Raw genomic sequence first — 24,706 nt, forward strand, 5'->3', positions numbered from 1 at the left:
CTGCTGGCTCGGATCAGACCTGCAGCGCCTTGATCGCGGTCGGAGCGTGGCCCGGCTCGGTCGCGAGCTCTTCGAACTCGGTGACGTCGCTCATGTCGACCGTCTTGCTCATCGCGATGTTGGTGATGCGCTCCAGGATGGCCTCGACGACGACCGGGACCTGGAACTCCTGGGCCAGCTTCTTGGCCTCCTCGAAGGCCTCGCCCAGCTTGTCCGGGTCGGTGACGCGGATGGCCTTGACGCCGAGGCCCTCGGCGACCTTGACGTGGTCGACGCCGTAGACGCCCAGCTCGGGGGTGTTGATGTTCTCGAACTCGAGGTTGACCTCGAAGTTGATGCCGAGGTTGCCCTGCGCCTGACGGATCAGACCCAGGTAGGCGTTGTTCACGAGGACGTGGACGTACGGGACCTTGTGCTGGGCGGCGACCGCCAGCTCCTCGATCATGAACTGGAAGTCGTAGTCGCCGGACAGCGCGACGATCGGGGTCTCCGGCTCCGCGGTGGCGGCGCCGATGGCGGCCGGGATGGTCCAGCCGAGCGGGCCGGCCTGGCCGCAGTTGATCCAGTTGCGCGGGCGGTAGACGTGCAGGAACTGCGCCGCCGCGATCTGGGACAGGCCGATGGTCGTGACGTAGCGGGTCTCGGGACCGAACGCCTTGTTCATCTCCTCGTAGACGCGCTGCGGCTTCAGCGGGATGTCGTCGAAGTGCGTACGGCGCTGCAGGGTCGCCTTGCGGTCCTGCGCCGAGGCGGCCCAGGCGGAGAAGTCCGGCAGCTTCCCCTCGGCCTTGAGCTCCTTGGCGATCTCGATGAAGAGCTCCAGCGCGGCCTTGGCGTCGGAGGCGATGCCGAAGTCCGGGGCGAAGATCCTGCCGAGCTGGGTGGGCTCGATGTCGACGTGGACGAACGTGCGGCCCTTGGTGTAGGCGTCCAGGTTGTAACCGGTGTGACGGTTGGCCCAGCGGTTGCCGATGCCGAGGACGAAGTCCGAGTCCAGGAACGTCGCGTTGCCGTAGCGGTGCGCGGTCTGGACACCGACCATGCCGGCGGCCAGCTCGTGGTCGTCCGGGATGGTGCCCCAGCCCATCAGGGTGGAGATGACGGGGACGTTCACCAGCTCGGCGAACTCGACCAGCAGGTCGGAGGCGTCGGCGTTGATGATGCCGCCACCGGCGACGATCAGCGGGCGCTCGGACTCCAGCAGGAACTGCAGGGCCTTGGCGGCCTGGGCGCGGGTGGCCTGCGGCTTGTAGACCGGCAGCGGCGCGTAGGTGGCCGGGTCGAACTCGATCTCGGTGAGCTGGACGTCGATCGGGAGGTCGATGAGGACCGGGCCCGGACGGCCGGAGCGCATCAGGTGGAAGGCCTCCTGGAACACGCCGGGGACCTGCGCGGCCTCCAGGACGGTCGTGGCCTTCTTGGTGACCGGCTTCGCGATCGAGGCGATGTCGACGGCCTGGAAGTCCTCCTTGTGGAGCTTGGAGACCGGGGCCTGACCGGTGATGCACAGGATCGGGATCGAGTCCGCGATCGCCGAGTACAGGCCGGTGATCATGTCGGTGCCGGCCGGGCCCGACGTACCGATGCAGACACCGATGTTGCCCGCCTTGGCGCGGGTGTAGCCCTCGGCCATGTGCGACGCGCCCTCGACGTGGCGGGCCAGGGTGTGCGCGATGCCGCCCACGTTCTTGAGCTCTCGGTAGAACGGGTTGATCGCGGCACCGGGAACACCGAACGCTTGTTCGACACCCTCGAGCTTGAGGATCTCCACTGCAGCGGCGGCGGCTGTCATACGGGGCATCGGGTTCTCCTGCGGGTCTGACGGTCAGGCTTTTCCGTAATCCGGAAGTTTTGTTCTGCTATACGGAACAAACTAAGTGGCGACTCCAGCGACGTCAAGGCGGTGGGGGACCTCGGAAACCACCAAAAGCCGCATCTCGGTCGGCGACTTGTACAAATCACCGATGCGCCGGCGGGAATCCCCCGGAAAAGGCGTGCGGCCTCCCCCCGGCGGTCGCCGGTGGTGGAGCATGGACCTACGCACAGCGACGGAGGGGGTCCAGGTCTCATGGCGGAAGCGGTACCGGTGCGCTGCCCGGCGTGCCTGCGCGAGAACGGCTACACCGCCCCGGTCTTCCCCTGTGCCTGCGGAAGTCCGGTCCATCCCCCGCTGGACCTGGCGGCGCCGCCGGTCCCGCTGACCCATCGGACCTGGTCGGACACCTGGGTGACGGTGCGCTGCACGACGTGCGGACGGGAGAGCGAGTGGCCGCATCCCGAACTGGGCTGCGGCTCGTGCGGGACGGTGGTGCTCATCGCGGTCCACCCGCTGGAGGCGGCGGGGACCCCGGCGGATCCGGCGGGGTCGCCTCCGGAGGCCGCCCGACCGGATCCCGGCGGACCAGCGGGCGGGCCCGCGGGCGGAGGCACGGGCGGAGGCACGGGCCGGCGCCCGGCGCACATCCCGTCGCCGCCGAGCGCGCCGGTGCCGCGGCCCGCGTTCCGGCCGGTGACCATCCGTACGGCCCGCGACGCGGTGGCCACGGCCGCGCTGTACCTGCGCTGGCTCGGATTCCGGGACGTACGGCAGCCCGACGGGCGCCCGATCCCGGCGGCGACCGTGGACCTGCGGGCTCCGGGCCTGGTCGCCCAGGTGGACCCGACCACGGCGCCGGCCGGGCTGCGGGCGGTGGAGTGCGTCTGGCTGAACGGACTCACGGCCTCCGCGACCAGCGTCTACTTCGCACTCGCGGGATACACGGCGGAGGCCCGGGCCCGCGCGGACGATCTCGGCATACCACTTTTCGTCATGGACCTGACCGGCATGCCACAACCGGTCAACGACCCGGCGGACGCGCTGGTCGGCCCGGACGCGTAGGCCCTCCGGGAACGGGTGTCCCCGGCAGGATCGAGGAGCTACCCCCTAAGCTCGTGGGCATTGCCTACTTCCTGCCCAGGAGAGCCCGATGAGCCTGTACGACATCCCGCTGACCACGCTGTCCGACGAGCCCACCAGCCTCGCCGCCCACAAGGGCAAGGCGATCCTCCTGGTGAACACCGCCTCCCAGTGCGGGCTCACCCCCCAGTACTCGGGACTGGCCCGCCTGCAGTTCGCGTACGAGGAGAAGGGCTTCACGGTCATCGGCGTGCCCTGCAACCAGTTCGGCGAGCAGGAGCCCGGCAACGCCGAGGACATCCAGACCTTCTGCTCGGCCGGCTTCGGCGTCACCTTCCCGATCCTGGAGAAGTCCGAGGTCAACGGCGAGAACCGGCACCCCCTCTACGCGGAGCTGGTGAAGACCCCGGACGCGGACGGCGAGGCCGGGGACATCCAGTGGAACTTCGAGAAGTTCCTGATCTCCCCCGCCGGCGAGGTCGTGGCGCGTTTCCGCCCGCGCACCGAGCCGGAGGCCCCCGAGGTCATCGCCGCGATCGAGGCGCACCTGCCGGCGTAGTACGCGCGTGGGTACCCGGGTAGTACCCACGTAGTACCCGGGTTTTGGGTTCTGGCACAGACCTTGGGGAGCGGTCGCGGAGGGTGACGGTGGCGTTCGATTTATTAGGGATGATCACGAACCCCGCCAGCCCGATTGGTTGGACACCTTCACCGGTCCCCGTCTCTGCGCGGCCATCATCGGCCGCCTCGCCTTCAACGGAACCGTCATCGAAGCGGGCACCGACGCCTGCCGCCTCGACAGCACCCGCGCCCGAGCCGAACACGCAGGGGCGCTGATCAACTGCTTCAACGCCTGGCCGGCACCGCTGAAGACCGGCCAGGCCGACGTCATCCGAGCGGGACCCGTTCTGGGGTCAAGGGCCCGGCATTCAGATGAGCTGCGATGCGCGTGACGGTCCGGGCGTTGTCCTCGAACAGATGCGCCTGCATGCCCGCCGCCTGGGCGGCCGCAACGTTGATTGCGACATCATCGATGAACAGGCAGTTTTCCGGCCGCACGTCCAAGCTGGCGCATGCTGCCTCGAAGGCCCGCAGGTCGGGCTTCTCAACACCGATCTCGTGCGAGTAGACGATCTGCTCCACCAGTTCGTCGAAGTGGTACAGCGTCGTCTCCCGCTCCCGGGCGCCGACGAAGCTGTTGCTCAGGATGCCCAGCCTGCACCTTCCGCGCAGCCCTCGCACATAGTCGATCAGCTCCTCGTTCGGCGTCCCTAGATACTCCGCCCACAGATCAGCCATGAAGGCTTCAACCTGAGGGGCGTCGAGACCCAAACGGGCCGCCACCTGCTCGTGCACCTCTCGCTCGCTGATGCTCCCAACGCTCCCAGCCCGCCACACGTCGTGCATCCGTTCATGGACAGTGCCCAGAGGCAGCTTCAGCTGCTCTTCCCACCGTTGCACCCATCCCGTTTCCGGCGTGATCTCCAGCACGCCGCCGATGTCGAGAATGACGCAGGTCGCGGTCACGCAAACTCCCCCTCTTCGTCCTGGTCTGACCAGCGAGCGCAGACCGCCCGCTCATGTGATCGACTCAGACACTGTCGTCTCTCCCTCTGGGGCGAGGTCAAGCGATCTTCGGAGCTGTGACAGTCCTGTCGCAAGCCGCCGACCCGACTCGCCTGAATGAGCAGGTGCCTTCAAAAGCTTGGTCTGTCACAGGGCTTGGAGAGCCGTCCCTGAGCGTCACTGGAGCAGGATCATCTTGCGGAGTAGTTCGAAGCCGGCTCGGCCATAGAGCTGCCTTTTGATCTTCTTGATGCGGTTCACGGCGCCCTCGATGCTGCCCGAGCTCCAGTCCAGGGTGAGCCCGGCTATCACAGCGTCGAGATCCCGGAGCAGGTGAAGCGCGAAGCCAGTGAGGCCGGGCAGCTGGCTGGCGTCGACTGCGTCGATCCAGGCAGGGAGCGTGGAGCCGAGGCGGCGGGTTCATCTCGCCGAAGTCGCGGACATGTCCGGCGGCCTTGTCCAGTTCGGGGCAGCGGGCCAGGACATCCTTCAGACCGGCGTGGTCTTCGTCGGTCAGGGTCGTGGGGTGACGGGTGAGCCAGCCGGTCACCTGTCGCACCGTCGGTGTCCGCGGCGGTGCGGCGGACGGAGCCCCGCGCAATGTGGCGATGTGCGCGCGGACCATGCCGTAGGTGACGGGAGCTTGCTCGGCCACCAGCTCGCCGTGCAGTCGGGTGACGCTGGTGCATCCCTCGGCGAATCGCCGCTCCAGGTAGGGCTTGTAGGGGTCCAGTCTGCTGGGCCGGGCCCGGTTCTCGCGAATGGTGTCCTGCCAACGTGCGGCATTCGCGTACCGGAGCACGGTGTTGAGGCCCCAGCCCAGGTGCCGGGCGATCGCCCGGCGTGAGTGACCTTGGGCAAGGAGCTCGTGGACCAGGGCGTGCGCGGCCTTCTTGCGCTCAGCCCGCCGGCCGACGGGCGCCTGGTCGTCCTGCGGTCGGCCGGAAGTCAGTCCGGTGGCCTCCGGCAACATGCCGCTGGGCAACGGGTCGCGCAGGCAGTCGCGATGGGCAGCGACACAGGTCTCCACGGCTCGGCCGAGGCCCTGCCACAGATGGAACCGGTCTGCAACCTGCAGAGCGTCGGGGGCACCGCGGCGGGCACCCTCAGCGTAGGCGCCCGCCCGGTCCCGGCAGATGATCTCAACGCCTGGGTGACGGATCAGCCACGCGGCCAGCGGCCCGGCCTCGCGCGTCGGGAGCACGTCGACCACACGATGGTCTTCGACGCTGGTCAAGACGGTGGAGTAGGTCTGGCCGCGACGGATCGCGAAGTCGTCCACGCCCAGCACACGTGGCGTGCTGAACCGTGGATCGGGCAATGCCCTGACCCTGCGTAACAAGGTCATTCTTCCCGCGCCGAAGCCCAACTGGGCAGCCAGCCGTGCGCCGGCCTGCCCGGCCAGCGCGAGCCCTACTCGCTCCAGGGCGCGGTTGAGCCTTTTGGTGGACCGTGCATGTGGGGCGGCCAGCCCGGAGAACGGCTCGGCGAACGTCCGGCGCGGGCAGTCCGCCGCTCCGCAGATGAAGCGCCGAACCGTCAGCCGGATCACGAAGCCCTGTTCAGCGAGCGGAAGGTCCTTCAGCCTGCGCTGGTAACGGTCGTGGACTCGGTCCGAGAAGCGGCCGCAGTCCGGACATGCAGCCCCGGCGGCGCGGCCTCTCGCCACCACCTCGACCGTGCCGAACGCGGTCGTAACCGCCTCGACATCCACATCGTCGATCCCCTCGAACACCATCGAGTCCCAGAACGGTGCATCGGTCAGCATGACCAGCACCATCACGCCCACAACCGACCGCAGCAGCGACAGGCAGACACCTGATGGAGCGTCATCTCTCATCGTCGGAAGACAAGGCGTACGCGGTCTCACGCGAACCCGTCTCCTCGCAATCGAACAACGGGGTAACGCTCCGCGACGACTCCCCAAGATCTGTGCCAGAACCGCGTTTTGAGCGCACAGGGGCCCCCGGACACTCCGTAGGGGCTGCTGCGCGGCTCCCCGGCGCGCTGCGCTGCGGCGCGCGCAGCAGCCCGTACGCCCCGGACGCCCTGCGCTCAGGCCAGGTCGGCCTCGTCGTACTCCCCCGCCGACCCGGCCGCGGTGAGCTCCCGCAGCTCCACCCGGCGGATCTTGCCGGACACGGTCTTCGGGAGCTCGGCGAACTCGATGCGGCGGATCCGCTTGTACGGGGACAGCACCGCGCGGGAGTGCTCGAACAGCACCCGGGCGGTCTCCGGCCCGGGCTCCCAGCCGCCCGCGAGGGTGACGTACGCCTTCGGGACCGCGAGCCGCAGCGCGTCCGGGGCCGGAACGACGGCGGCCTCGGCCACCGCCTCGTGTTCCAGCAGGGCGCTCTCCAGCTCGAACGGGCTGATCTTGTAGTCAGAGGCCTTGAACACGTCGTCGGAGCGCCCGACGTAGGTGAGGTACCCGTCGGCGTCGCGCGCGGCGATGTCACCGGTGCGGTAGAGACCGTCCGCCACGGCCTCGGCCGTGCGCTGCGGATCGTCGCGGTAGCCGGTCGTCACCCCGGCCGGCCGGGTGCGCAGGTCCACGCAGAGCTCCCCCTCGTCGGGGGACTCCTTGCCGGTGACCGGGTCCAGCAGGACGATCTCGTAGCCGGGGGCGGGCCGGCCCATGGAGCCGGGCTTGACGGGCACCCCGGGGAAGTTCCCGACCTGGAGGGTGGTCTCGGTCTGGCCGAAGCCGTCGCGGATGGTGACGCCCCAGGCGGCGCGGACCCGCTCGATGACCTCCGGGTTCAGCGGTTCCCCGGCGGCGACGGCCTCGCGCGGGGGCCTGGCCAGCTTGGTGAGGTCGGACTGGATCAGCATCCGCCACACGGTGGGCGGGGCACAGAACGTGGTCACGCCGTGCCGGTCCATCTCGGCCATCAGTCGCTCGGCGTCGAAGCGGGTGTAGTTGTGGACGAAGACGGTCGCTCCGGCGTTCCACGGCGCGAAGAGGTTGGACCAGGCGTGCTTGGCCCAGCCGGGCGAGGCGATGTTGAGGTGCACGTCGCCGGGGCGCAGCCCGAGCCAGTACATGGTGGAGAGGTGCCCGATGGGGTACGAGGCGTGCGTGTGCTCGACGAGCTTGGGGCGGTCGGTGGTGCCGGAGGTGAAGTAGAGCATGAGCGGGTCGGTGGCGAGGGTCTCGCCGTCCGGCGTGAAATCGCCGTCGGCGGCTGCCGTGTCCGCCAGCTCCAGCCAGCCGTCGGGGACCTGGTCCCCGACGGCGATCCGGGTGTAACCGCCCGGCACCTCGTCGAACTTGGCCGTGTCCTCGGCGCGCGCGATGACGTGGCGCACCCGGCCGCGTTCGACCCGGTCGCGCAGGTCGGCCGGGCCGAGCAGCGGGGTGGCCGGGATGACGACGGCGCGCAGCTTCATCGCGCCGAGCATCACCTCCCACAGCTCGCGCTGGTTGCCGAGCATGACCAGGATCCGGTCGCCGGGCGCTACTCCCTGCTCGCGGAGCCAGTTGGCGGCGGCGCCCGACCGTACGGCGAGCTCCGCGAAGGTGAGGCCCCGGCTGGTGCCGTCCTCCTCGACGATGCGCAGGGCGTCGGCGTCGTTCCCGGCGGCGATGTGGTCGAACCAGTCCAGGGCCCAGTTGAAGCGGTGGGGGCGGGGCCAGGTGAATCCGGCGCGGGCGGCCTCGTAGTCGCCGCGGCGTTCCAGCAGGAAGTCCCGGGCGGCCAGAAAACGGGCGGTGGCGTCGTCCTGTGTGCTCTCGGTCGTCATGACCGGCATCGTGCCGCCTTCGGTGTACGGACCACCAGTGCGGCGTCAGCCGTGAGTTGACCGCCCGGGAGCGCGCGGGAGCGCCCGGGACCTCGCGGGACCGGCCCGGACCGGCCCGAACCGCCCGGGATCGCGCGGAACCGGCCCGGATCGGCCCGGATCGGCCCGGACCCTTCGGGGGGCGCCCGTCAGGGGTTGATCGCCCCGAAGCGTACGGCCGCACCACCACCCCCGTCCGCCATCCCTTCCGCCATCCCTTCCGCCATCAACTCCCCTTCGGCGACGATCTCCTCCTTCGCCGCCTTCGGGACCGGGTGGAACAGCTCGACGGTGAGCGCCTGCCCTTCCAGCTTCCACAAGCCGGCGAGGAATCCGTCCACGAGCAGGGTGCAGTGGGCCTGGTTCCCGGTCCACGTGCGTCCCTTGATCTCGGGGGCGACCACGCGGGCGCGGTCGGCGTGCGAGAGCAGCAGGTTGTCGAACTCCGGGAGGAAGCGGGGCGGGGCCGGGGCGTCCGCGTCGGGGCGGGGGCCGTCCGGGAGGTCGAAGAGCTCCGCGCCGTTCTCGTCCTGGAAGACGAGGAGGCTCGGGCGCAGTCGCTCGAAGGCTTCGCGCAGCCGGGTCAGTCCGGCCCAGGTCTGCATGTCCTTGACGGAGGCGGGCCCGAAGGCTGCGAGGTAGCGCAGCACGACCTCGTCCACGGGCTGCGCCGCACCGGCGGGCTTCCCGAGCCAGGTCTCGACGGTGGTGAGCCGGACCCGGCCGCTGCGCCCCCACACCCCACGGGGGGTGACCTGGACCAGCGGCAGCCGGCAGCGGGCGGCGACGGACAGGGACTGCGGGTCGGCGTCGGGCCATTCCTTGAGCAGTTCCTCGCGGATCTCGCCCATGGTGCGCGGCTCGCTCTCGACGAAGGCGCGGGCGCGCTGCGCGAGCCGGTCCAGATCCACCCCCGCGAGCCCCTTGCGGAAGTAGGTGACCTCGCGGTCGCGGGCGGGCTGGACGAGGGGCCTCAGGGCCAGGGCGTCGTGGGCGGTGTGCGTGTGGATCGTCGACCGCATGGTGACCATCCGGACGACCTCGCGGGACTCCATGAGCCCGGCCAGCTCGGCGGGCCGGAAGCCGGCGAGCCGGGCGTGCAACTGGAAGTAGGGCGGCTTCACGTTCTGCGCCTGCAGCCCGAGCAGGTGCGCGACTGCGTCCCCCGCGGACATCTCGGCACGGCTCAGCAGCAGTTGGCGTGCGAGCGTGGCACGGTTCAGAGCGCGGGTGCTGAGTACGGGGTGTGTCGTCCTGGAAGCCATGGCAGCAAAGTAGCCCCCCTTGCGGACAGCTTCCGTCCGCAACCCCGCTCGAAAGCCGACCCGCGGTGGCGCAGGGCACGGCCGGGTCGGGTCGGTTCCGGCCGCCCGGAAACATCGCCGCACAGCTGACCGAATACGGTCGGGCGCGGGCAAACGAAGTTGTCGTCAACGTCGCGGGAGTGTATTCCGAGCAGGGTCGACCGGACGCCGTCCGGGACCTCCAGGAGATCGTCGCGGCCTGCCGGAAGGCGATGAACTGACCCATGAACGGCTACGACAGGCCGGAGCGCGCACACGTGCCGTGCCGCCCTGCCGCACGCGGGGAGAAGAGGCAACACGGTGCCCGACGACATGGCCCGATGGCTGAACGAGCACGCCGACCGCTTGAACACCCTGGCTCCCGGTGCGCCGGTGGCGGACCTCAAACCGCTGGGCGAGGCCCTGCGGGGGACACGGATCGTCGGTTTGGGCGAATCCACCCACGGCACGAGTGAGTTCTTCCGGCTGAAGCACCGCATCGTGGAGTTCCTGGTCCGTGAGGAGGGGTTCACCACCCTCGCCATGGAGGCCAGCCAGTCCGCCGCCCGCGCGCTCGACGCGTACGTGCGGTACGGCACGGGCGACCCCGAACGGCTGGTCGCCCGGCTGGGCTTCTGGACCTGGCGCACCCGCGAGATGGTCGACCTCGTCGAGTGGCTGCGCGCCCACAACCGCGACCTGCCCGAAGAGCGCCGGACCCGCTTCGTGGGAACGGACCCCCAGCTCTGCGCCGACTCGGTCGAGGGCGTCGCCGCCTTCCTGTCCCGGACGGCGCCCGATCGAGCCGGGCACGTCCGCGCCTTGGACGTACTGGCCCGGGCCCGCCCGGCCTCGCTTCCGGACCCGGACCAGGCCCTGATGCGGCGCGCCGAGGAGATCGCCCGCCTCGTCGCGGACCACGCCGAGCAGTCGGGTCCCGGCCACGACGCCGACGAGGCCCTGGAGCACGCGCGGATCCTGGTCCGCGCCGCCGACCTGGTGACCCGCCCCCTCGAAGCCTCGGTCGGCGAGGACGGCGTGTACGCCGTGCGTGACCGCTATATGGCCGAGGCCGTCGCACGGCTCGTGGACGACGACCCCGAGGCGCGCATCATGGTCTGGGCACACAACGGGCACATCGCTAAGGGCACGTACGGAGAACAGGTGCCGGCCCTCGGTAGCAGACTCCGCGAACGGTACGGCGACGCCTACTACGCGCTGGCCCTCCTCTTCGGCAAGGGCTCCTTCCTGGCCCGCCGCGGCAACGATTACCAGGGCCGGCCGGTACGCCACCGCATCGGCACCGGCTTCCGCTCCCTGGAGGCCCGGCTCGCGCACGCCTTGCCCGGCGACTACTACGCGGACCTTCGCGCCGCGGATTCCCCTGCCGGCGCCGCGCCCTGGCTGCACGCCCCGCACGCACAGCGCAGCTTCGGCGCCAACGTCCCGCGGTTCCTCTACCGCTTGAACACGGCCCCGCTCGTTCCGGCCGAGGACTACGACGGCATCGCGTTCGTAGCACGCTCGACCTGCTCCCACGTGCTGCCCGCGGCGGAGGACTGAAGCTCCTTCACGGCCACAGGTCGAGCACGCTCGCGCCGCTACGTCGTGCAGACCTGCGCGCCGGCCGGCGCCGTACGTAGTGGCCGGCCGGGCGGAGTCGGCTACGACGCTCCGCACGCGGCCAGTGCGGTTCGCGCCAGTGCGCGCAGCCAGGTGTGGGCGTGGTCGCTGTCGTAACGCTGGTGCCATGACAGGTACACCGGTGCCGAGGGGAGTTCGAGAGGCAGGGGGAGCACGACCAGGCCGAGCTCGGCAACCGCGGTGCGCGTGGTGATTTCGGGGATGCTGATCACGAGGTCGGTGCCGCGCGCGAACTCCAGCGCGGCTGCTTCCGTGGGGGCGGCCGCCACCACCCGGCGGGCGAGGCCGAGCCGGGTGAGGGCGTCGTCGAGGGCATTGCTGAGGTTTCCGCGTCGCGAGACGGTGACGTGTTCGGCGGCGGCGTACTGCTGTGCGGTGACGGTTCCGGCGCGAGTGAGGGGGTGTCCCTGCCTCACGACGGCAACGAGGCGGGTCTCACCCACGTGCTCGGCGCGGATGTCCGGTGCGCTCGGGCGATTGGCGTTCGCCTCCAGATCGACCTCGCCGCGTCGCAGTTCAGGGGTGTCGGTGCTCGATTCCGCGACGAAGCGCAGCCGCACGCCCGGTGCCTGTCCGCGTACGGCCGCGAGCAGCGCGGGGCCGCTGAGGGCGACCAGGGAATCGTGCCAGCGAAGTGTGAAGGTGCGTTCCAGCGTTGCCGGATCGAGTTCACGGCTCGGTGCCAGCACGCCCCGGACCTGCTCCAGCAGTTCGTGCACCTGTTCCCGGACGGCGATGGCGTAGGGCGTCGGGGTCATGGTGCGGCCGGTGCGCACCAGGATCTGGTCCCCGGTCGTGCGCCGGATCCGGCCCAGACTCCGGCTCATCGCGGGGGCGGTCACGTGCAGGCGTGCGGCCGCCCCGGCCACGCTGCCCTCCTCCAGCAGCGCGTCGAGCGCGGTGAGCAGATTCAAATCCAATTGCATGGGAGTAATCCCAGCCGTGTTTGACATGCATTTGATGTTAACGGAGGGGGTGGATAGCTTCGTCATCACGGCGCAGGACGGAACGCACGGCCCGGCCCGAGATCTTCTTCAACACCCCTTGCTCAGACGGGAGTACCACCATGTCCGAAACCCTTCAGACCCCTGACGCCGGCTTGCTCGATCAGACCGTGGCCGCCGTGCGCGCCGCCGGTTCGGCGCTGCGGGAGCGGTTCGGTGAGGTGGTCCGCTATCAGACCCGCGAAGAGTTGATGCGGGCGCTCACCGTCAACGACGACACGGCCCTCAACATCCTGCGCCCCCGCCTCACGAGCCTGCGCCCGGCCGCCAGTTGGGTGGAGGACGAGCTGGACGGCGGGGCGCTGCCGCCCGGCGAGTGGTGGGTCGTGGACCCGGCCGAGGGCAACGTCAACCACCTGCACGCCCTGCCCGAGTGGGCGGTGACCGCCACCCTCGTGCGCGACAACCAGCCGGTACTCACCGTGGTCCACCTGCCGCTGACCGACCAGACCTACACCGCGCTCACCGGCGCGGGAGCCCACCTCGACGGCCGGCCCCTGCACGTCTCCCAGACCGCCGACCTCGGCCTGGGCATCGTGGCCACCAGCCAGGCCCGACCCGACGAGGACGACAACGTCGTCCGGCGCGTCGGCTCCTCGATCACCGCGATGCTCTTCGACGCACTCGTCGTCCGCACCGCCGTGCCCGCCACCCTGCACCTGACGAACGTGGCCGCCGGCCGGATCGACGCCTTCTGGCAGTTCGCCGGCGCCCGCGCGGACCTACTGCCCGGCGCGCTCCTCGTCACCGAAGCCGGCGGACGCATCTCCGACGCCCAGGGCCGCCCCTGGACCCCACAGAGCCACAGCTTCCTGGCCACCGCACCCGACATCCACGCCCAGGCCGTCGCCACCCTCTCCCGCTGACCGAACACCACCCCACCCGCACACACGAACAGGGACCACACCTCATGACCACGATCGCAGTTCTCGGAAACGGCCGCGTCGGCGGCAACCTGGCCACCGCCCTCACCCGCGCAGGACACGAAGTCACCGTGGCGGACCGCACACCAGGCGCCGCCGCCCACGCCACCCGAACCGCCCGGATCGTCATCAACGCCACCCCGGGCGCCAGCTCCCTGAAACACCTCACCGCCCTGCGCGAAGAGCTACACGACAAGATCCTCATCGACGTCTCCAACGCCACCACCGACGGACCCGACGGCCTGCCCGCCGACCTCATCTACCCCGGCTCCAGCCTCGCCGAACAACTCCAGGCAGCACTCCCCGAAACACACGTCGTCAAGACCCTCAACACCATGCTCTTCCCCGTGATGACCGCCCCCGCCACCCTCACCCAAACCCCCACCGCCTTCCTCTCCGGCGAGGACCCCCTCGCCAAGCAAACCGTCCGCGAACTCCTCACCGACCTCGGCTGGCACAAAGAATGGATCACCGACCTCGGCGGAATCCAGACCGCCCGCGCCACGGAAGCCGCCATCCTGTTCGTCCCCCACGTCATCCGCTCCACCGGATTCACCCCCTTCGCCATCTCGATCACCCACTGACCATCCAGCCCCGCAAGCCGCAGGAGTGTCGCGGAAATTCGGATCACCGCAGGCAGATGGGACGCGGTCACAACAGCGCCCACACACCGGTCATGACATGTACCAGGGCACCCGGGCGTCGTTCAGTGAGCTGCTGCGCGCAGGGCCGTTTGCTGGGGAACGTGGGGGCGGCCAGCGGCGAGGACGAAGCGTACGGCGCGCAGGACATCGACAGCATCAAGGGGGTTGCCGTCGACGACGAGGACGTCCGCACGACAGCCCGGTGCGAGACGACCGGTCCGGCCGTCCAGCCCCAGCGCCCGGGCGGCGTTGGTGGTGGCCATGGCGATGATCCGGTCTTGGGGGACGTCGATGTGCTCGAAGAAGCATTTACTGCGGCGCAGTGCGGCACACAGCGGGTCGGCCAGGGCGCCGCCGAGTCGAGCCGCCCGCTGCCCCGCATGGTCACCGTTGTAAACGCCGCCCTCTGGGGGCCGTCTGGCTACCAGATCAGCTCTTTCCGTCCTTGTCGTCCGCATCCCGTACATGAGGACCTGCGGGTCGGTGCGGGTCTTGCAGGGTGTCCCAGAAGTGCGGAGGATGCGTATCGTCCTCAGCTGCCTCCCGCCAACCTTGGTTACGTTCCACTTCGTCGCCCGCCTGCGCGCCCGGCGTGAACGTGGCAGCACCCGCATCGGTGGGCTGCGAGTCCTCAGGTCCTGGGTAGCCCGGCGACCAAGTCTCGGTGCCGTCAAACTCGCTTGGAGCCCTACCCTCCTCCGACCCTCCACCCCAGTACTCTTCGGACGTAGAGAGGAGAGTCCGCCTGACCTCCTCGGCGGCCTCGTCCAGCCCGGCTGCCTCCAGGCTCCGCACCACACGGTGCACGAACACCGTGCACTCATCCATGTCCGGCTTCAGGCCCACCGCCGCCAGCAACAGAAGCAGCCGGTCCGAAACCCTCACTTCTTCCTCGTGGTTGAAGGATCCTCCTTCGTGACTGCGCCCATCCCAAAGCGGGCCCCCAACGGTCGCCTCGCTTCGCGCACCCACGGGCGGGACGAGCAGGTGACGGAAGAGCTCGGGCACCTCCTCGTCGTTGGCCGCCGCGGCGATCTGGGCGAGCGGACCGATCATGTCGACCGCCTTCTCGATCTCGTTCTCATGTCGGGCCAGCCACCACACCACCGCGCTGCCCGCACTCTTGAGCACGTCGTCACCGAGGTAGCGCCGCTTGTTGCGCTCGTGATGACGCTCGTACTCCCAGACCTCCTCGTCCTTGCGAAGGTCGTTCAACTTCCGTAGGCGCTCGCGATCAGCGGGGGCGAGGGTCAGCGTCACCTCCGCCGCCAGGGCCTTGACCCGTCCGCTCCGGTCGGGGAGCGGGACGCCCAGCTCCCCCTCCAAGAGATACTGCGCGAAGCTCGCCCGACCGGGCTCCTCGTGCTGGACAACCGCCAAGGCCCGGCTGACGACCGAGGCCACGGCAAGGGCCGGGGAGGCGCCGTCAGAGTAGCCGTCGCGACCGGGAGCCGGCCTCCACCACACGGTTGCGGAGAAGAGGAAGTCGTAGCCGTCCGCCGAGCTCGGCAGCGCCGCGTCGACCACCCGCGTCTCTTCGTAAGGCTGCTCCGACGGCGCCGCGGGCGGCTCGGGTTCCCTGGGCTCGTGCGGATCGACCGGCACGCTGCCACGGCCGGGGGCCATCATCACGAGCAGTAGGGAACCCGAGGTCGTGACCATGCACATGAAGCCCCACAGCCACGCCGACCAGTGCAGGAGGTTCCCGAACGCAGCCGGTGCCAGGCCGCAGAGAGCGACGAACAGCAGGCTGGGAAAGCGGTGTTTCATCGTGCCTCTTCCGTGGTCCGTGGTCCGCCACCCGTACTCTCTGCGCGGGCGTACTGCGCGTGGTCGATGTGCCGCCAGAAGAGGGCGGCGACAGCTTCCCTCGACGGGTGGCGCGTGGGTCCCACCCAGTCGTAAGCAATGGTGTAGAGGCGGTGGAGAGCGACCGCGCGGCTGTGCGTCGCCCTGACCATCAAGCCCAGCGCCATCTCCCGCGTACTGTCGCCCGCCACTGCGTTCAGCCAGCTACTCGCCAGCAGGTTCCAGAGGTCCGTCGGCCGCTGAGAGAAGACCGCCTCCCAGCCCAGGTACAGGTCCGGCCATGGTGGCGGATCCGGTGCCCGAGCGCTGCTCAACAGCTCACTGAGCAGGTGGAGATGGGGATCCGTCTCGCGCGGCACCCGGCCCGTCCGCTCCCGCAGGCGGTCAATGAGCAGTCGGTAGAGCCGACGGTCGCGCCTGGCGAGGTCGAGGAGTGCCTCCCGCGCCTCACCCGCCGCCGCCCCTTTCCGTACAGCGAGATGGTGAAGCCGCACCATCGCCTGATCAGGGTGTGTCGCGCTGAGGTTCTGCAGGCAGGCGTTGGTCAGGATGCGGGCGAGACCATCCGATATGGAGCCGGACGTCGCGCATTCGTATATACGCCTGCGGAACCATCCCCCGAACCTCTCGTGACTAAGACCGAGTTCGAGGGCGGCCACAGCTCGCGGGTCGCGCGATGCTCCGGTTGCACGATCCGTCCAGCGCACCACCAGGTCGAAAAGGTGGTCGGGCCGACCGACGGCAAGAGACCGCTCGCCGAAGCGGACGACAGCGTTCACTCTGTCGTCGGTGGTCAGACCGTGTAGACCAGTGGCATGGCCGATCCAGTCCTTGAGCTCATCGCGTACCCCAGGGAAGTTCGCCCAGAAGTACGTCCGTACGGCGTCGGCGTATGCCAGCCGCCCGAAGCGTAGCCCTCCGTCAGCATCCCGCTCGATCCCGAGCGCCTCCAACCGCTCCCCAAAGTCGCTCCCCGCGAGCTCAGTAGTCGCCTCTTCCTCGTGCCTCACCGTCTTCATCAAGCCGTGCCACGCCTCGTAGACGGTGTCGGCATGGGCCTCCTCGAACACCGCCGTCGCAAGTAGCAGCGCCCGCTCGGAGGCGGTGCGGACCGTCGTCACCTGCTTGCCCACGTCACCGGCACGATCAGTGACCGCGTGCATCGCCTGGTCAAGCCAACCCGCAAAATCGGCGCCGAACCGACCGTCTTCACGAGCGGACCTGACAAGCCCTGCAAGCCGCGCCAGTTCTCGCATGGGTGAGCGGTCACACAAGCGCTGGAGGTCGTCGCTCCGCAGGTCGGCAGAGCGGAAGGGCGTGCGACCCATGCGAAGGTACCGGGTGATGACGGCAATTCCCCGGGGACGCCGCAGTGTCACCCTGTCCGGTTCGAGGTCCGGCGAATGCGCGTGATCCATCCCCGCCGGCAAGACGACGACCATATGGGCCCGCGCTTCCTGGACCTGTGAACGACGCAGGACCATGAGGCGCTGGGCCTTGGTGTACGCCTCCTCGTCGGCGATCCCAGAGAGGTCGAGGAGGAACCGGTCCCCCTCGTCGGGCGTGAGAGGGCTCCCCTCCGTACCCGCGTCCGTGTCCTTGTCCGTGGCGGGAAGCTCCTCGAACCGGACGCCATCCTCGTCGGCGTCCTCGTCCTCACCAAGCCCGTGCAGCAGCATGATCGCCGCTGCGCGCCGGCCACTGCCGGGCGGCGCCTCCAGCAGCACCACCGACCCCGGCTTCTCCAGGCGTTCGGCAGCACCGCGGTAGCCCCCCGGTCGAACGAACCGGTCGGCCAGGCGCTTCCGATCTTCACGAGTGACCCTGAGGGACTCGACCCCTCTACGGATCATCCAGTCCGGGCCGGCGCCGTAGAAAACGTACTGGTGCCCTTCACCGTTGTTCACCGGGCCGCGCGGATCATTGACGGTGACGCGGTCCTGCTCGGTCATCGTCCGTCGTCCGAGCGCCGACGCTCGCGCTCGAAGCGCTGGTGGACCGTACCGCTGTTGTCACCCGCTGTGAACTGGACCCCGGTGTTGTCACCCTGGAAGTGGGGCGCGTTGTACTGGTGTCCCCGACCGGTGTTCACCGGCCCCTGCGGCTCGTTGACAAAAGTGCCGGACAGGTCTCCATTGAGGTTTCCGATACCCCCTCGCACGCGTTGCTCGACATTGCGCGTCCGCATCCTGGTGTTCCCGGCGTCCTGGGCCGACTTCTTGCGGGGCTTCGCCTCTGCCCGCTCCCGCGCAGCGCGAAGGTCGTGGTCCTCTGCGCCCAGCTCGGGCAGCAGTCGGCCGAGGGCGTCGCCGATCGCCGTCAGGTCCGACTCTGCGTTGCGGTGGTCGAACCGCCGGTACTGGCAGTCCGCCAGCTCCCGCAGATCGTCTGGGAGGACGGCGTGGTCAATCCGTGTGGCCTTTCCGACGAGCACTGGGATGACGAGAATCCCTCGGTCGAGCGCGGTCTGGATCTCACGACGGGTCCAGTCCTGGTCGCTTTCGAGGGCGGAGCGGCCGTCTTCCCCCTGTACTTCCGCCCAGCGCGGGCCAATCACGGCTAGGAGCGCCTCGCACTCCTCCACCGCCCTGACCAGTTCCGCCGGGAAACGCTGTCCGAGCGCGATCGAAGTACTGGCGAAAAAGATCCGCTCGCTGCCGAACCGTCGGGCTAACTCACGAGCGATCATGGTCGCCACTGATTCCTCGTCGCCCGTGCGGTAGTTGACGAAGACGTTGGGCATGAAGGTTCCCTTCGTGGGTGGCAGACGGAAGACAGTGCCGAATGCGTTCGAGTTCGGGGGCTGTGGTGGTGAGGCCCCGACCGTGCGACGGCATGGCGTCCACGGGAGGGCCTAAGGATGCTCACGACCCTGCGGGTCACTGACTGCGGACAACCCCGAAAAGCCGGGGCGCAGCGCGACGCATCAGGCGGGGACTGGAGGGTCTCGCCGGGGCGCATCGGATCTGGAGGGACCGGGCAGTCCGGCGAGACACGCCGCTCGAGCCCGTATCGGTCGCGGAGTCGTTGTCAGTCGTGCGCGGGGGCGAGCACCCGCGCCAGCGCCGGTTGGAGATCGTGTACGGCCCGGCTGCTCCGGAACCTGGAGAGTTCCCGCGCGAGACGCCTGACATCGCTGTTCACCGTCACCGAGGGTACGGCCGGCATCACCGCCAAGAGCTCCCCGGCGATCGCGCACGCACGTTCGACCTCTCCGGAGGCCGCGTGGGCCAAGGACCTGCGAAAGCCGTATCGGGCGCGGGTTCGCAGCGCTTGCGGCGGGAGGCGACGGCACTCCCGGTCAAGGACCTCGGCAGCGGCCTTGGGCCGACCGAGGTCGTACAGGCACCAGCCGGTCGTCATCGCCGCCGGATCGCTCACGTTGGTGGTGCCGATAACGGGGCCGGCGCCGCTGCGGGCGTCATCACTGTCGAGCAGCTCCCGTGCCCTGTCGAGGCTGCGAAGGCAGTCGAGTTCGTCGCCGACCAGCGCGTGCCCCTGCGCCTCCCGCTGGGCCGCGAGCCCCCGGATGCGCGGCGGCAGTTTGTCGCTCTGCGCCCGTCGGGCCAGGGCGACGGTGCTCGCGGCGTCCCCACCGTAGAGCGTGACCAGGGCGCGGCGCACAAGCGCGTAGGAACCGAGGTACGGATCACCCCCTGCGCGTGCCAGTCCGTCGGCCTCACCGGTCCAGCCGAGTGCCGCGGCGTTGTCTCCGGCCTCCTGGGCCATCCAGCCGGTGAACTCCGCAAACCGCGAGGCAAGCAGGAGCGCGGGGGCCCGAGTGACGGACGGCGTGTCGGCAGCCAGCGCGGCGATCGTGCGCGTCTGAGCCTCCAGCAGGGGAAGCAAGACCTTTGGCGCGGTGGACTGGCCAAGCATTCGCAGCTGGTCGAACTGCGTGCGGAAGGAGGGAAGGAGGGGGTCTTTGGCAGAGAACGCCTGACCGCCGAGTTTCAGTCCGAGGTCGATCAGTGCTCCCGTACCCGCCGCGAGAACCTCCCGGCGCCCGACGAGCCACGGGCTCGGGGTGTCGGGGTTTTCGGTGGTGTCCGATTCGGTCTCGGAGCGGGCTGCCAGACGCTGCAACTCACCGTTCGCGCCAAGAAAAGCGTCGCATCGCCGGGCCAGCTCGGGGGACGCAGAACGCTCCCCACGTTCGACTTTGCTGAGGTACCCCTTGTCGTAGTTGAGTGCCACGGAGAACTCAGTCAGAGTCAGTCCCGCATCCTGTCGTAAGCGACGAAGTTCTGGGCCGAAACGTGAAGTTGCACTCATTATTGGCCTCTCTTTGAATAGCGAACGTGAGGGTCGTAGCCCTTACGTGGAACTCTCGCTCACCAGTCGACACAAAGACCGATGGCGAACACCCGCCGCATCGAAGCCCCATCGCTTCGCATCCGAGAACGAGTTTGACACGAGGCCGACCTTGAGGATCGAGGTTCGACGGTGTTGCCCGTTGCCTCTTACACCCTCCGTTGCGCTCTGCCTGTTCCTTGCCGTGACCGGAATCGATCGCAGTCGGGACAAATCGATCGAGATTGACGGAGTATGTGACTTCGCCCGATCACTCCACCAAGAGCCGAGACTGTCAAGGTGGTCAAGCCGCAGCAGGCAAAGGCAGTGGACAGCCAACTGATCGACGAGTGGAGCGGGCGTGGCCGGGTCGATGGCCTCCGGCTCACTGGTGGGAAAGGGGCGTCACCAGCAATCCAAAGCTGTTGCGGGAGTTCTGACTGCAGGGCGAGATCACCTCCTGCGCAGTGTTGATCTGTGCAAGTACGGTGAGACAGACTTCTGCGACCAACTGCGTGAGCGGTAGTACGAGCGCACGTCCTCGCTCGCCTCGTCCCTGGAGGGGTGCCGACTCGCCGACGAGGAGTGGGCCTGGCGGTAGTACGACGGGCTGCGCCGCACGGGCGTACCCAGCGGTGTGCCACCCGCGACAGCGGTCCGTACCCTCCAGCAGGCGGTCCAGGTCCTCGTCCTGCTCTTCGGTCCCGAGCGGGCCGGTACCTGGGGGCGGGGCGACCTCGCTGCCGAAGCAACCGGGTCGGCCCACGGCCTGGACGACGGGACCTGGCTGGCGCGCGTCGTCCAACGGGGCATCGTCCTCGCCCACGACACCGAGCTCCCCGACGACGCGGCCGGACGCCGTGCCATGTGGCGGCTCGCGTCCCTCACACCGGACGAGGTCTCCAGCACGGTGCTCGCCTACGGCTTGCGTCCCGACGGCGGAAGCTGGCGGGAACGCTCCCTCTACGAACGAGCGGTCCACCACGTGGAAACCCACCTCACCCTGCGCGACGTGCACGCCCTGCGGCTCTCGCTGCCGGCCGGCACCCTCGTCCGCATCTGTAAGAACCCGCACGTGGTGGAGGCCGCGGCCGACGCCGCCTGCGCACACCCCATCGTGTGCACCTCGGGAAGTGCCGCGACCGTGGTCCTCACCCTCCTCGAATCCCTCGCCGCCACCGGCTGCCGCTTCGCCTATCACGGCGACTTCGACTGGCCGGGCATCACCCTGGCCAACCGCGTGGTGCACCGCTACGGCGCGCAGCGGTGGCGGATGGGCGCCGAGGACTACGAGCAGCTCGCCGCGCGCACCCGGGCCCGGAACGTCCCGCAGCACCCGCTCACCGGCCAGCCGACCACCGCGGACTGGGATCCGGGCCGCGCCCCGGCCATGGCCGCGCTCGGCATGGCCCTGCACGAGGAAGCCACACTGGACCTGCTGGTGGCGGACGTGGCCTGAGCCTGCAGCTCGCCGGGAGGCGGTAGGGTCGGTCGCTGCGGCGGTCGAACATGGCGCGAATGGCTCGAATTGCTCGGTCGGGCGGCGGGGAGGTGGGTCCGCCGTGGCCTGGTGGCCCTCAGCAGTTCGGCACCCAGGCGTGCGAGCGCGGCGGGGTCGTGCTGCTCACGTTGGCTCTCGTGCGCACCTTCACGCAGCCCAGCGGCTCCTGTTGGGCCGGCTGGCCGTAGTAGACGACGTCGACCTTGGTCGCGCCCTCCGTGAGGTCGAACCCGTTGTTGAAGACCGAGCGGGGTGCGCTGCGGGCCGTCCAGGGACAGGGGGCCGGGCCGTCGATCCAGTCGGCGCTGCCGTCGACCCAGGAGCACATCTCGCCCCGACCGTCCTCCTCCGAGAAGAAGCAGACCGCCCCGCGCCAGCACCGGTCGTACCCCAACACCCCGGCGGAGTCGCCGAGGTGGAAGAGCCCGGAGCCCCAGACGGCGCCCAGGCCGGCGGCGAGCACCGCCGCGCCGACCGCGATCAGCGCGCGGCGCCGCCGACGCGGTACCGGAAGGGGCGGGGCCGGCGGGGCGGGCGGGGCGGCGACCGCCGCCGCCACCCGGCCCAGTAGCGACGCGGCGGTGTGCGGGGCCCGGTCCTCGTGCCTTCGGGCCAGGCAGTCGTGGACGATGTCCCGCCAGTGCTCCGGGAGTTCCGGCGACAGTCGCAGCTCCTCCTCGCCCCTTGCGTAGCGCAGTGCGGAGTCCCGGCGGGCGGCGGGGGTGCCGCCTGGCAGCGGTAGGGCGCCGGTCAGGACGACGTGGGCCAGTACGCCGAAGGCCCAGATGTCGGCCGTCGGGCGGATCTTCGTACCGCGTTCGCCGACCTCCGACCAGAGCAGGTCAGGTGGGGTGTAGTCGGGCGTCGCGAAGGCCGGTGAGTAGGCGTGGGTGCCCTCCAGCTCCGCGGCCATGTTGAAGTCGCCCAGCCGTGCCGTGCCGTCGGCCATCAGCAGGACGTTGCCCGGCTTGAGGTCGCCGTGCACCCAGCCCGCCCGGTGCAGTTGGTCGAGTCCTTCGCAGACCTGGGCGAGCAGGGCGGGCCCGGACCGTGGAACTCCGTCGACCAGCAGGGTGTCCAGGGAGCCCTGTGCCTGCTCCAGGACGAGGACGGTGGCGCCGTCGAGTTCGGGCCGGCCGGGGTCGTCGACCGTGAGCACCTCGTACAGCCGGATCAGCCGGGGCGTGCGCACCCGGCGCAGTACCTCGGTCTCGCGCTCGGCGAGCTCGACCAGGTGCCGGAGCTGGCGCGGGGTGCGGGTTCCGGTCGCCAGGACCTTGAGCGCGGCCCGGCCGGGCAGGCCGGGCTCGGGTACGGCGCGCAGGGCCGCGTAGACGCTGCCGAAGGCACCGGCTCCCAGCAGTTGCCCGACGACCCAGGGGCCGATGCGGTAGCCGGCCGGGACCCGGAGGGCGCCGAGGGGCCCGGCCCTCCCGGTCAGCGGGCGGTACCGGTCGGGGCGGCCGGCAGGGCCGCCAGGTCGCTCTCGCGGACGAGGTCGAAGCGCAGGGCCAGCGAGACCAGGGTCTCCTTCTTGCCGACCAGTCGCGGCCCGGGATCCACCGTCTCGGGGCCGGGCTTGAGGCGCAGTTTGACCGCGAGGTAGTCGATGTTCCACTGCACGGCGGCGCGGTTGGCCGCGGGCCAGGACGGGTTCAGCCGGTCGACCACCTGCTCGACGGTGGGCAGGGGCGCGTGCGGTGCGCCGCGCAGCCTCGGCTCGCAGAGCGCGGTGAGGACCAGGAAGTACCGGCTGGAGCGGTCGAGCGGGAAGGGGAGTGCGGTCGGCTCCCCTTCGGGCTCCCCGTCGGCCCCGCCGGGGTCGTCGCGGTCGGCGTAGTCGTGGCGCGGTGCCCAGACGTCCAGGGTGAGCAGTTGGGAGCCGGCGGGCAGGACGAGCCGGGCGAATTCGAACGGGACCGGTGCGTCGAGGCGGCCGGGGGCGATCTTGATGTGTTCGCCGGCGCCCTCGGGGTTCTCGACCACGTACGTCGCGGAGCGGGAGAAGTTGCTGAGCGACCAGTACGTGGCCGTGGCGGTGATCTCCCCCGCCGAACGGGAGACGCCGGCGTGCGGGACGTACAGGGCGTGCGGTCCGAAGCTGCTGCCGCCGATTCCGGTGCCGGTGCCAATGCCGATTCCGGTGCGGGTGCCGGTGCCGGTGCGGGTGCCGGTGCCGGTGCGGGTGCCGGTGCCGGTGCGGCGAAGGGGTTCACGGCCGAACCGGAGGGTCTGCCCCGGTGCCAGGCGGATCTGTGCGGCCGGGGACATGGTGGGCCCCGGAACGACGATGATGCTGTTCACGCTGGATCCTTCCCCGAAGGTGCAGGGGAAGGTTAGCCAGCGGAATCAATCGTTCCTACAACGATGGCTCGTCTTCGGCCCTTCAGCACTCTCCTCGCCACTGGAAGCGCTCGATGGTCCGGCCCCCGGCGGGGAGGTTTCCGCGCCCCTCGTCCCAGCCGCGGTGCAGACAGGCGCTGCCTCCCTCCCGGAAGTACACCTGCACGTGGTCGTAACCCGGCTGCGGCGTGCCGTTGTTGAAGAAGGACCTGCGCATCCCGCACGTGCTCCGGGGCTCGTCGACGGCGGAGCGGCAGACGGTGCCCGTGCCCTCCACCCCCGAGTAGAAGCAGACGTAGCCGAGCGGGCAGTCCTGCCAGGCGGGGGGCGGCGTGCCGGCGCAGTTGCGGCTGGTGACGGTGGGCCATTCCTTCGCGTCGCCCGTGTACTCGACCCCGTCGAAGTGGACCGGGACGCGGTGGCTCTCGTCGGTGAAGTCGCCCGAAGCCAGGTAGCGCTGCTCGTAGTGCAGGTGGGACCAGGTGGAGGCGCCCGAGGTACCGATCCGGCCGATCCGGGTGGACGGCTGGACGGCGTCGCCCTTCTTGACGTAGGTCGCCGGGTCGTCCTTGAGGTGGTAGTACGCCGTGAACCAGCCGTTGCCGTGGTTGATCTGGATGGTGTTGCCCGAACCGTTGGTCCAGTACGTGGCGGCCACCGTGCCGGCAGCGGACGGCAGGACGGGCAGCCCGTCGGAGCCGGTGTTGCCCTCCACCACGATGTCCAGCGCCGGGTTGTGACCCCAGGTGTTCAGCTGCCAGTTGGTCCCGCACGGGAAGGGCAGCTGGAACAGCGGCTTCCCCGCAGCAGCGGCAGGGGCAGGGGAAGGGACACGGGCGGGGGCGGGGGCGGGGGCAATGGACGCGGAGGCGGGCGCGGGCGCACCCGCCAGCACCAGCCCCGCCAGGCACATCAACACCGCCGCTCGCAGCCTGCTCATATGGCGCAGCACGTCTTCCCCTCCCGGCCCCCGTGGACGGCGCCCGGACGGGCGGTCTCCCGCGCCATGCTGGG

The 24,706-nt window shown here is 70.0% G+C and carries 20 protein-coding genes and 1 pseudogene; 6 read left to right on the forward strand and 15 right to left on the reverse strand.

The genetic code is table 11. The annotated features are described in order from the left end of the window. Positions 1 to 13: 13 nt before the first annotated feature. On the reverse strand, positions 14 to 1,801 hold the full coding sequence (gene gcl, locus ACIQK6_RS08660) for a glyoxylate carboligase (protein ID WP_329097837.1): 1,788 nt from the start codon (positions 1,799 to 1,801) through the stop codon (positions 14 to 16). A gap of 267 nt (positions 1,802 to 2,068) precedes the next feature. On the opposite strand from gcl, the gene ACIQK6_RS08665 reads away from it, so the two are divergent. Beyond that, on the forward strand, positions 2,069 to 2,878 hold the full coding sequence (locus tag ACIQK6_RS08665) for a hypothetical protein (RefSeq protein WP_329097839.1): 810 nt from the start codon (positions 2,069 to 2,071) through the stop codon (positions 2,876 to 2,878). Positions 2,879 to 2,966: 88 nt separating this feature from the next. Then, positions 2,967 to 3,455, forward strand: a complete 489-nt coding sequence (locus tag ACIQK6_RS08670) for a glutathione peroxidase (RefSeq protein ID WP_327382458.1) — start codon at positions 2,967 to 2,969, stop codon at positions 3,453 to 3,455. A 329-nt stretch (positions 3,456 to 3,784) separates the two neighbouring features. On the opposite strand, the gene ACIQK6_RS08675 is transcribed toward ACIQK6_RS08670, so the two are convergent. The 5 genes and pseudogenes from ACIQK6_RS08675 to ACIQK6_RS08695 form a co-directional block, all read right to left on the reverse strand. Beyond that, positions 3,785 to 4,423 (reverse strand): HAD-IA family hydrolase, encoded by a 639-nt coding sequence (locus ACIQK6_RS08675; protein WP_329097841.1) that lies wholly within the window; start codon positions 4,421 to 4,423, stop codon positions 3,785 to 3,787. A gap of 216 nt (positions 4,424 to 4,639) precedes the next feature. Next, positions 4,640 to 4,849, reverse strand: coding sequence for a hypothetical protein (locus tag ACIQK6_RS08680; protein WP_329107525.1), 210 nt, complete (start codon positions 4,847 to 4,849; stop codon positions 4,640 to 4,642). 673 nt (positions 4,850 to 5,522) lie between these two features. Then, positions 5,523 to 6,302 (reverse strand): annotated as a pseudogene (locus ACIQK6_RS08685) (ISL3 family transposase); the annotation flags it as partial. Between the two features lie 215 nt (positions 6,303 to 6,517). Next, positions 6,518 to 8,209, reverse strand: coding sequence for an AMP-binding protein (locus ACIQK6_RS08690; RefSeq protein ID WP_402694564.1), 1,692 nt, complete (start codon positions 8,207 to 8,209; stop codon positions 6,518 to 6,520). A gap of 188 nt (positions 8,210 to 8,397) precedes the next feature. Continuing rightward, on the reverse strand, positions 8,398 to 9,513 hold the full coding sequence (locus ACIQK6_RS08695; RefSeq protein WP_402694565.1) for a winged helix DNA-binding domain-containing protein: 1,116 nt from the start codon (positions 9,511 to 9,513) through the stop codon (positions 8,398 to 8,400). Between the two features lie 339 nt (positions 9,514 to 9,852). Here ACIQK6_RS08695 and ACIQK6_RS08700 point away from each other — a divergent pair, with 339 nt between their 5' ends. After that, positions 9,853 to 11,094, forward strand: a complete 1,242-nt coding sequence (locus ACIQK6_RS08700) for an erythromycin esterase family protein (protein WP_329097845.1) — start codon at positions 9,853 to 9,855, stop codon at positions 11,092 to 11,094. A 101-nt stretch (positions 11,095 to 11,195) separates the two neighbouring features. Here the strand turns inward: ACIQK6_RS08700 and ACIQK6_RS08705 are convergent, their stop codons facing one another. Then, positions 11,196 to 12,101, reverse strand: a complete 906-nt coding sequence (locus ACIQK6_RS08705; protein WP_329097847.1) for a LysR family transcriptional regulator — start codon at positions 12,099 to 12,101, stop codon at positions 11,196 to 11,198. Positions 12,102 to 12,241: 140 nt separating this feature from the next. On the opposite strand from ACIQK6_RS08705, the gene ACIQK6_RS08710 reads away from it, so the two are divergent. Together ACIQK6_RS08710 and ACIQK6_RS08715 are read left to right on the forward strand one after the other, a co-directional pair. Further along, the gene (locus tag ACIQK6_RS08710; RefSeq protein ID WP_402694566.1) at positions 12,242 to 13,045 is read left to right on the forward strand and encodes a 3'(2'),5'-bisphosphate nucleotidase CysQ; all 804 of its coding nucleotides are present in this window, start codon (positions 12,242 to 12,244) and stop codon (positions 13,043 to 13,045) included. 44 nt (positions 13,046 to 13,089) lie between these two features. Continuing rightward, on the forward strand, positions 13,090 to 13,686 hold the full coding sequence (locus ACIQK6_RS08715; protein WP_402694567.1) for an NADPH-dependent F420 reductase: 597 nt from the start codon (positions 13,090 to 13,092) through the stop codon (positions 13,684 to 13,686). A 122-nt stretch (positions 13,687 to 13,808) separates the two neighbouring features. Here ACIQK6_RS08715 and ACIQK6_RS08720 read toward each other — a convergent pair whose 3' ends face one another. From ACIQK6_RS08720 to ACIQK6_RS08740, 5 genes are all read right to left on the reverse strand, one after another. Continuing rightward, complete coding sequence (locus ACIQK6_RS08720; protein ID WP_402694568.1) at positions 13,809 to 14,213, reverse strand: amidohydrolase family protein; 405 nt, start codon at positions 14,211 to 14,213, stop codon at positions 13,809 to 13,811. Next, positions 14,176 to 15,516 carry a hypothetical protein gene (locus ACIQK6_RS08725; RefSeq protein WP_402694569.1) on the reverse strand — a complete coding sequence of 447 codons (1,341 nt, stop codon included), beginning with the start codon at positions 15,514 to 15,516 and terminating at the stop codon, positions 14,176 to 14,178. Before ACIQK6_RS08725 ends, ACIQK6_RS08720 begins: the two co-directional genes overlap by 38 nt. After that, complete coding sequence (locus ACIQK6_RS08730; protein WP_402694570.1) at positions 15,513 to 17,507, reverse strand: hypothetical protein; 1,995 nt, start codon at positions 17,505 to 17,507, stop codon at positions 15,513 to 15,515. The genes ACIQK6_RS08725 and ACIQK6_RS08730 overlap by 4 nt, the downstream gene beginning before the upstream one ends. Beyond that, positions 17,504 to 18,298: a toll/interleukin-1 receptor domain-containing protein gene (locus ACIQK6_RS08735; protein WP_402694571.1), complete on the reverse strand. Its 795-nt coding sequence runs from the start codon at positions 18,296 to 18,298 to the stop codon at positions 17,504 to 17,506. The genes ACIQK6_RS08730 and ACIQK6_RS08735 overlap by 4 nt, the downstream gene beginning before the upstream one ends. Positions 18,299 to 18,585: 287 nt before the next feature. After that, positions 18,586 to 19,830, reverse strand: coding sequence for a multiprotein-bridging factor 1 family protein (locus ACIQK6_RS08740; RefSeq protein ID WP_402694572.1), 1,245 nt, complete (start codon positions 19,828 to 19,830; stop codon positions 18,586 to 18,588). Between the two features lie 655 nt (positions 19,831 to 20,485). Here ACIQK6_RS08740 and ACIQK6_RS08745 point away from each other — a divergent pair. Further along, positions 20,486 to 21,307 (forward strand): DUF2399 domain-containing protein, encoded by an 822-nt coding sequence (locus tag ACIQK6_RS08745; RefSeq protein WP_402694573.1) that lies wholly within the window; start codon positions 20,486 to 20,488, stop codon positions 21,305 to 21,307. Positions 21,308 to 21,425: 118 nt separating this feature from the next. Here the strand turns inward: ACIQK6_RS08745 and ACIQK6_RS08750 are convergent, their stop codons facing one another. The 3 genes from ACIQK6_RS08750 to ACIQK6_RS08760 all read right to left on the reverse strand — a co-directional run bounded on the left by ACIQK6_RS08750 (position 21,426) and on the right by ACIQK6_RS08760 (position 24,632). Next, entirely contained in the window at positions 21,426 to 22,790 is a 1,365-nt protein-coding gene (locus tag ACIQK6_RS08750; protein ID WP_329107528.1) for a serine/threonine-protein kinase, read from the reverse strand. After that, on the reverse strand, positions 22,787 to 23,653 hold the full coding sequence (locus ACIQK6_RS08755) for an FHA domain-containing protein (RefSeq protein ID WP_402694574.1): 867 nt from the start codon (positions 23,651 to 23,653) through the stop codon (positions 22,787 to 22,789). Before ACIQK6_RS08755 ends, ACIQK6_RS08750 begins: the two co-directional genes overlap by 4 nt. Positions 23,654 to 23,735: 82 nt before the next feature. Beyond that, positions 23,736 to 24,632: a peptidoglycan DD-metalloendopeptidase family protein gene (locus ACIQK6_RS08760; RefSeq protein WP_402694575.1), complete on the reverse strand. Its 897-nt coding sequence runs from the start codon at positions 24,630 to 24,632 to the stop codon at positions 23,736 to 23,738. Positions 24,633 to 24,706: the final 74 nt, after the last annotated feature.

Source organism: Streptomyces sp. NPDC091682 (assembly GCF_044756625.1).
In the GTDB taxonomy this organism is placed as follows: domain Bacteria; phylum Actinomycetota; class Actinomycetes; order Streptomycetales; family Streptomycetaceae; genus Streptomyces.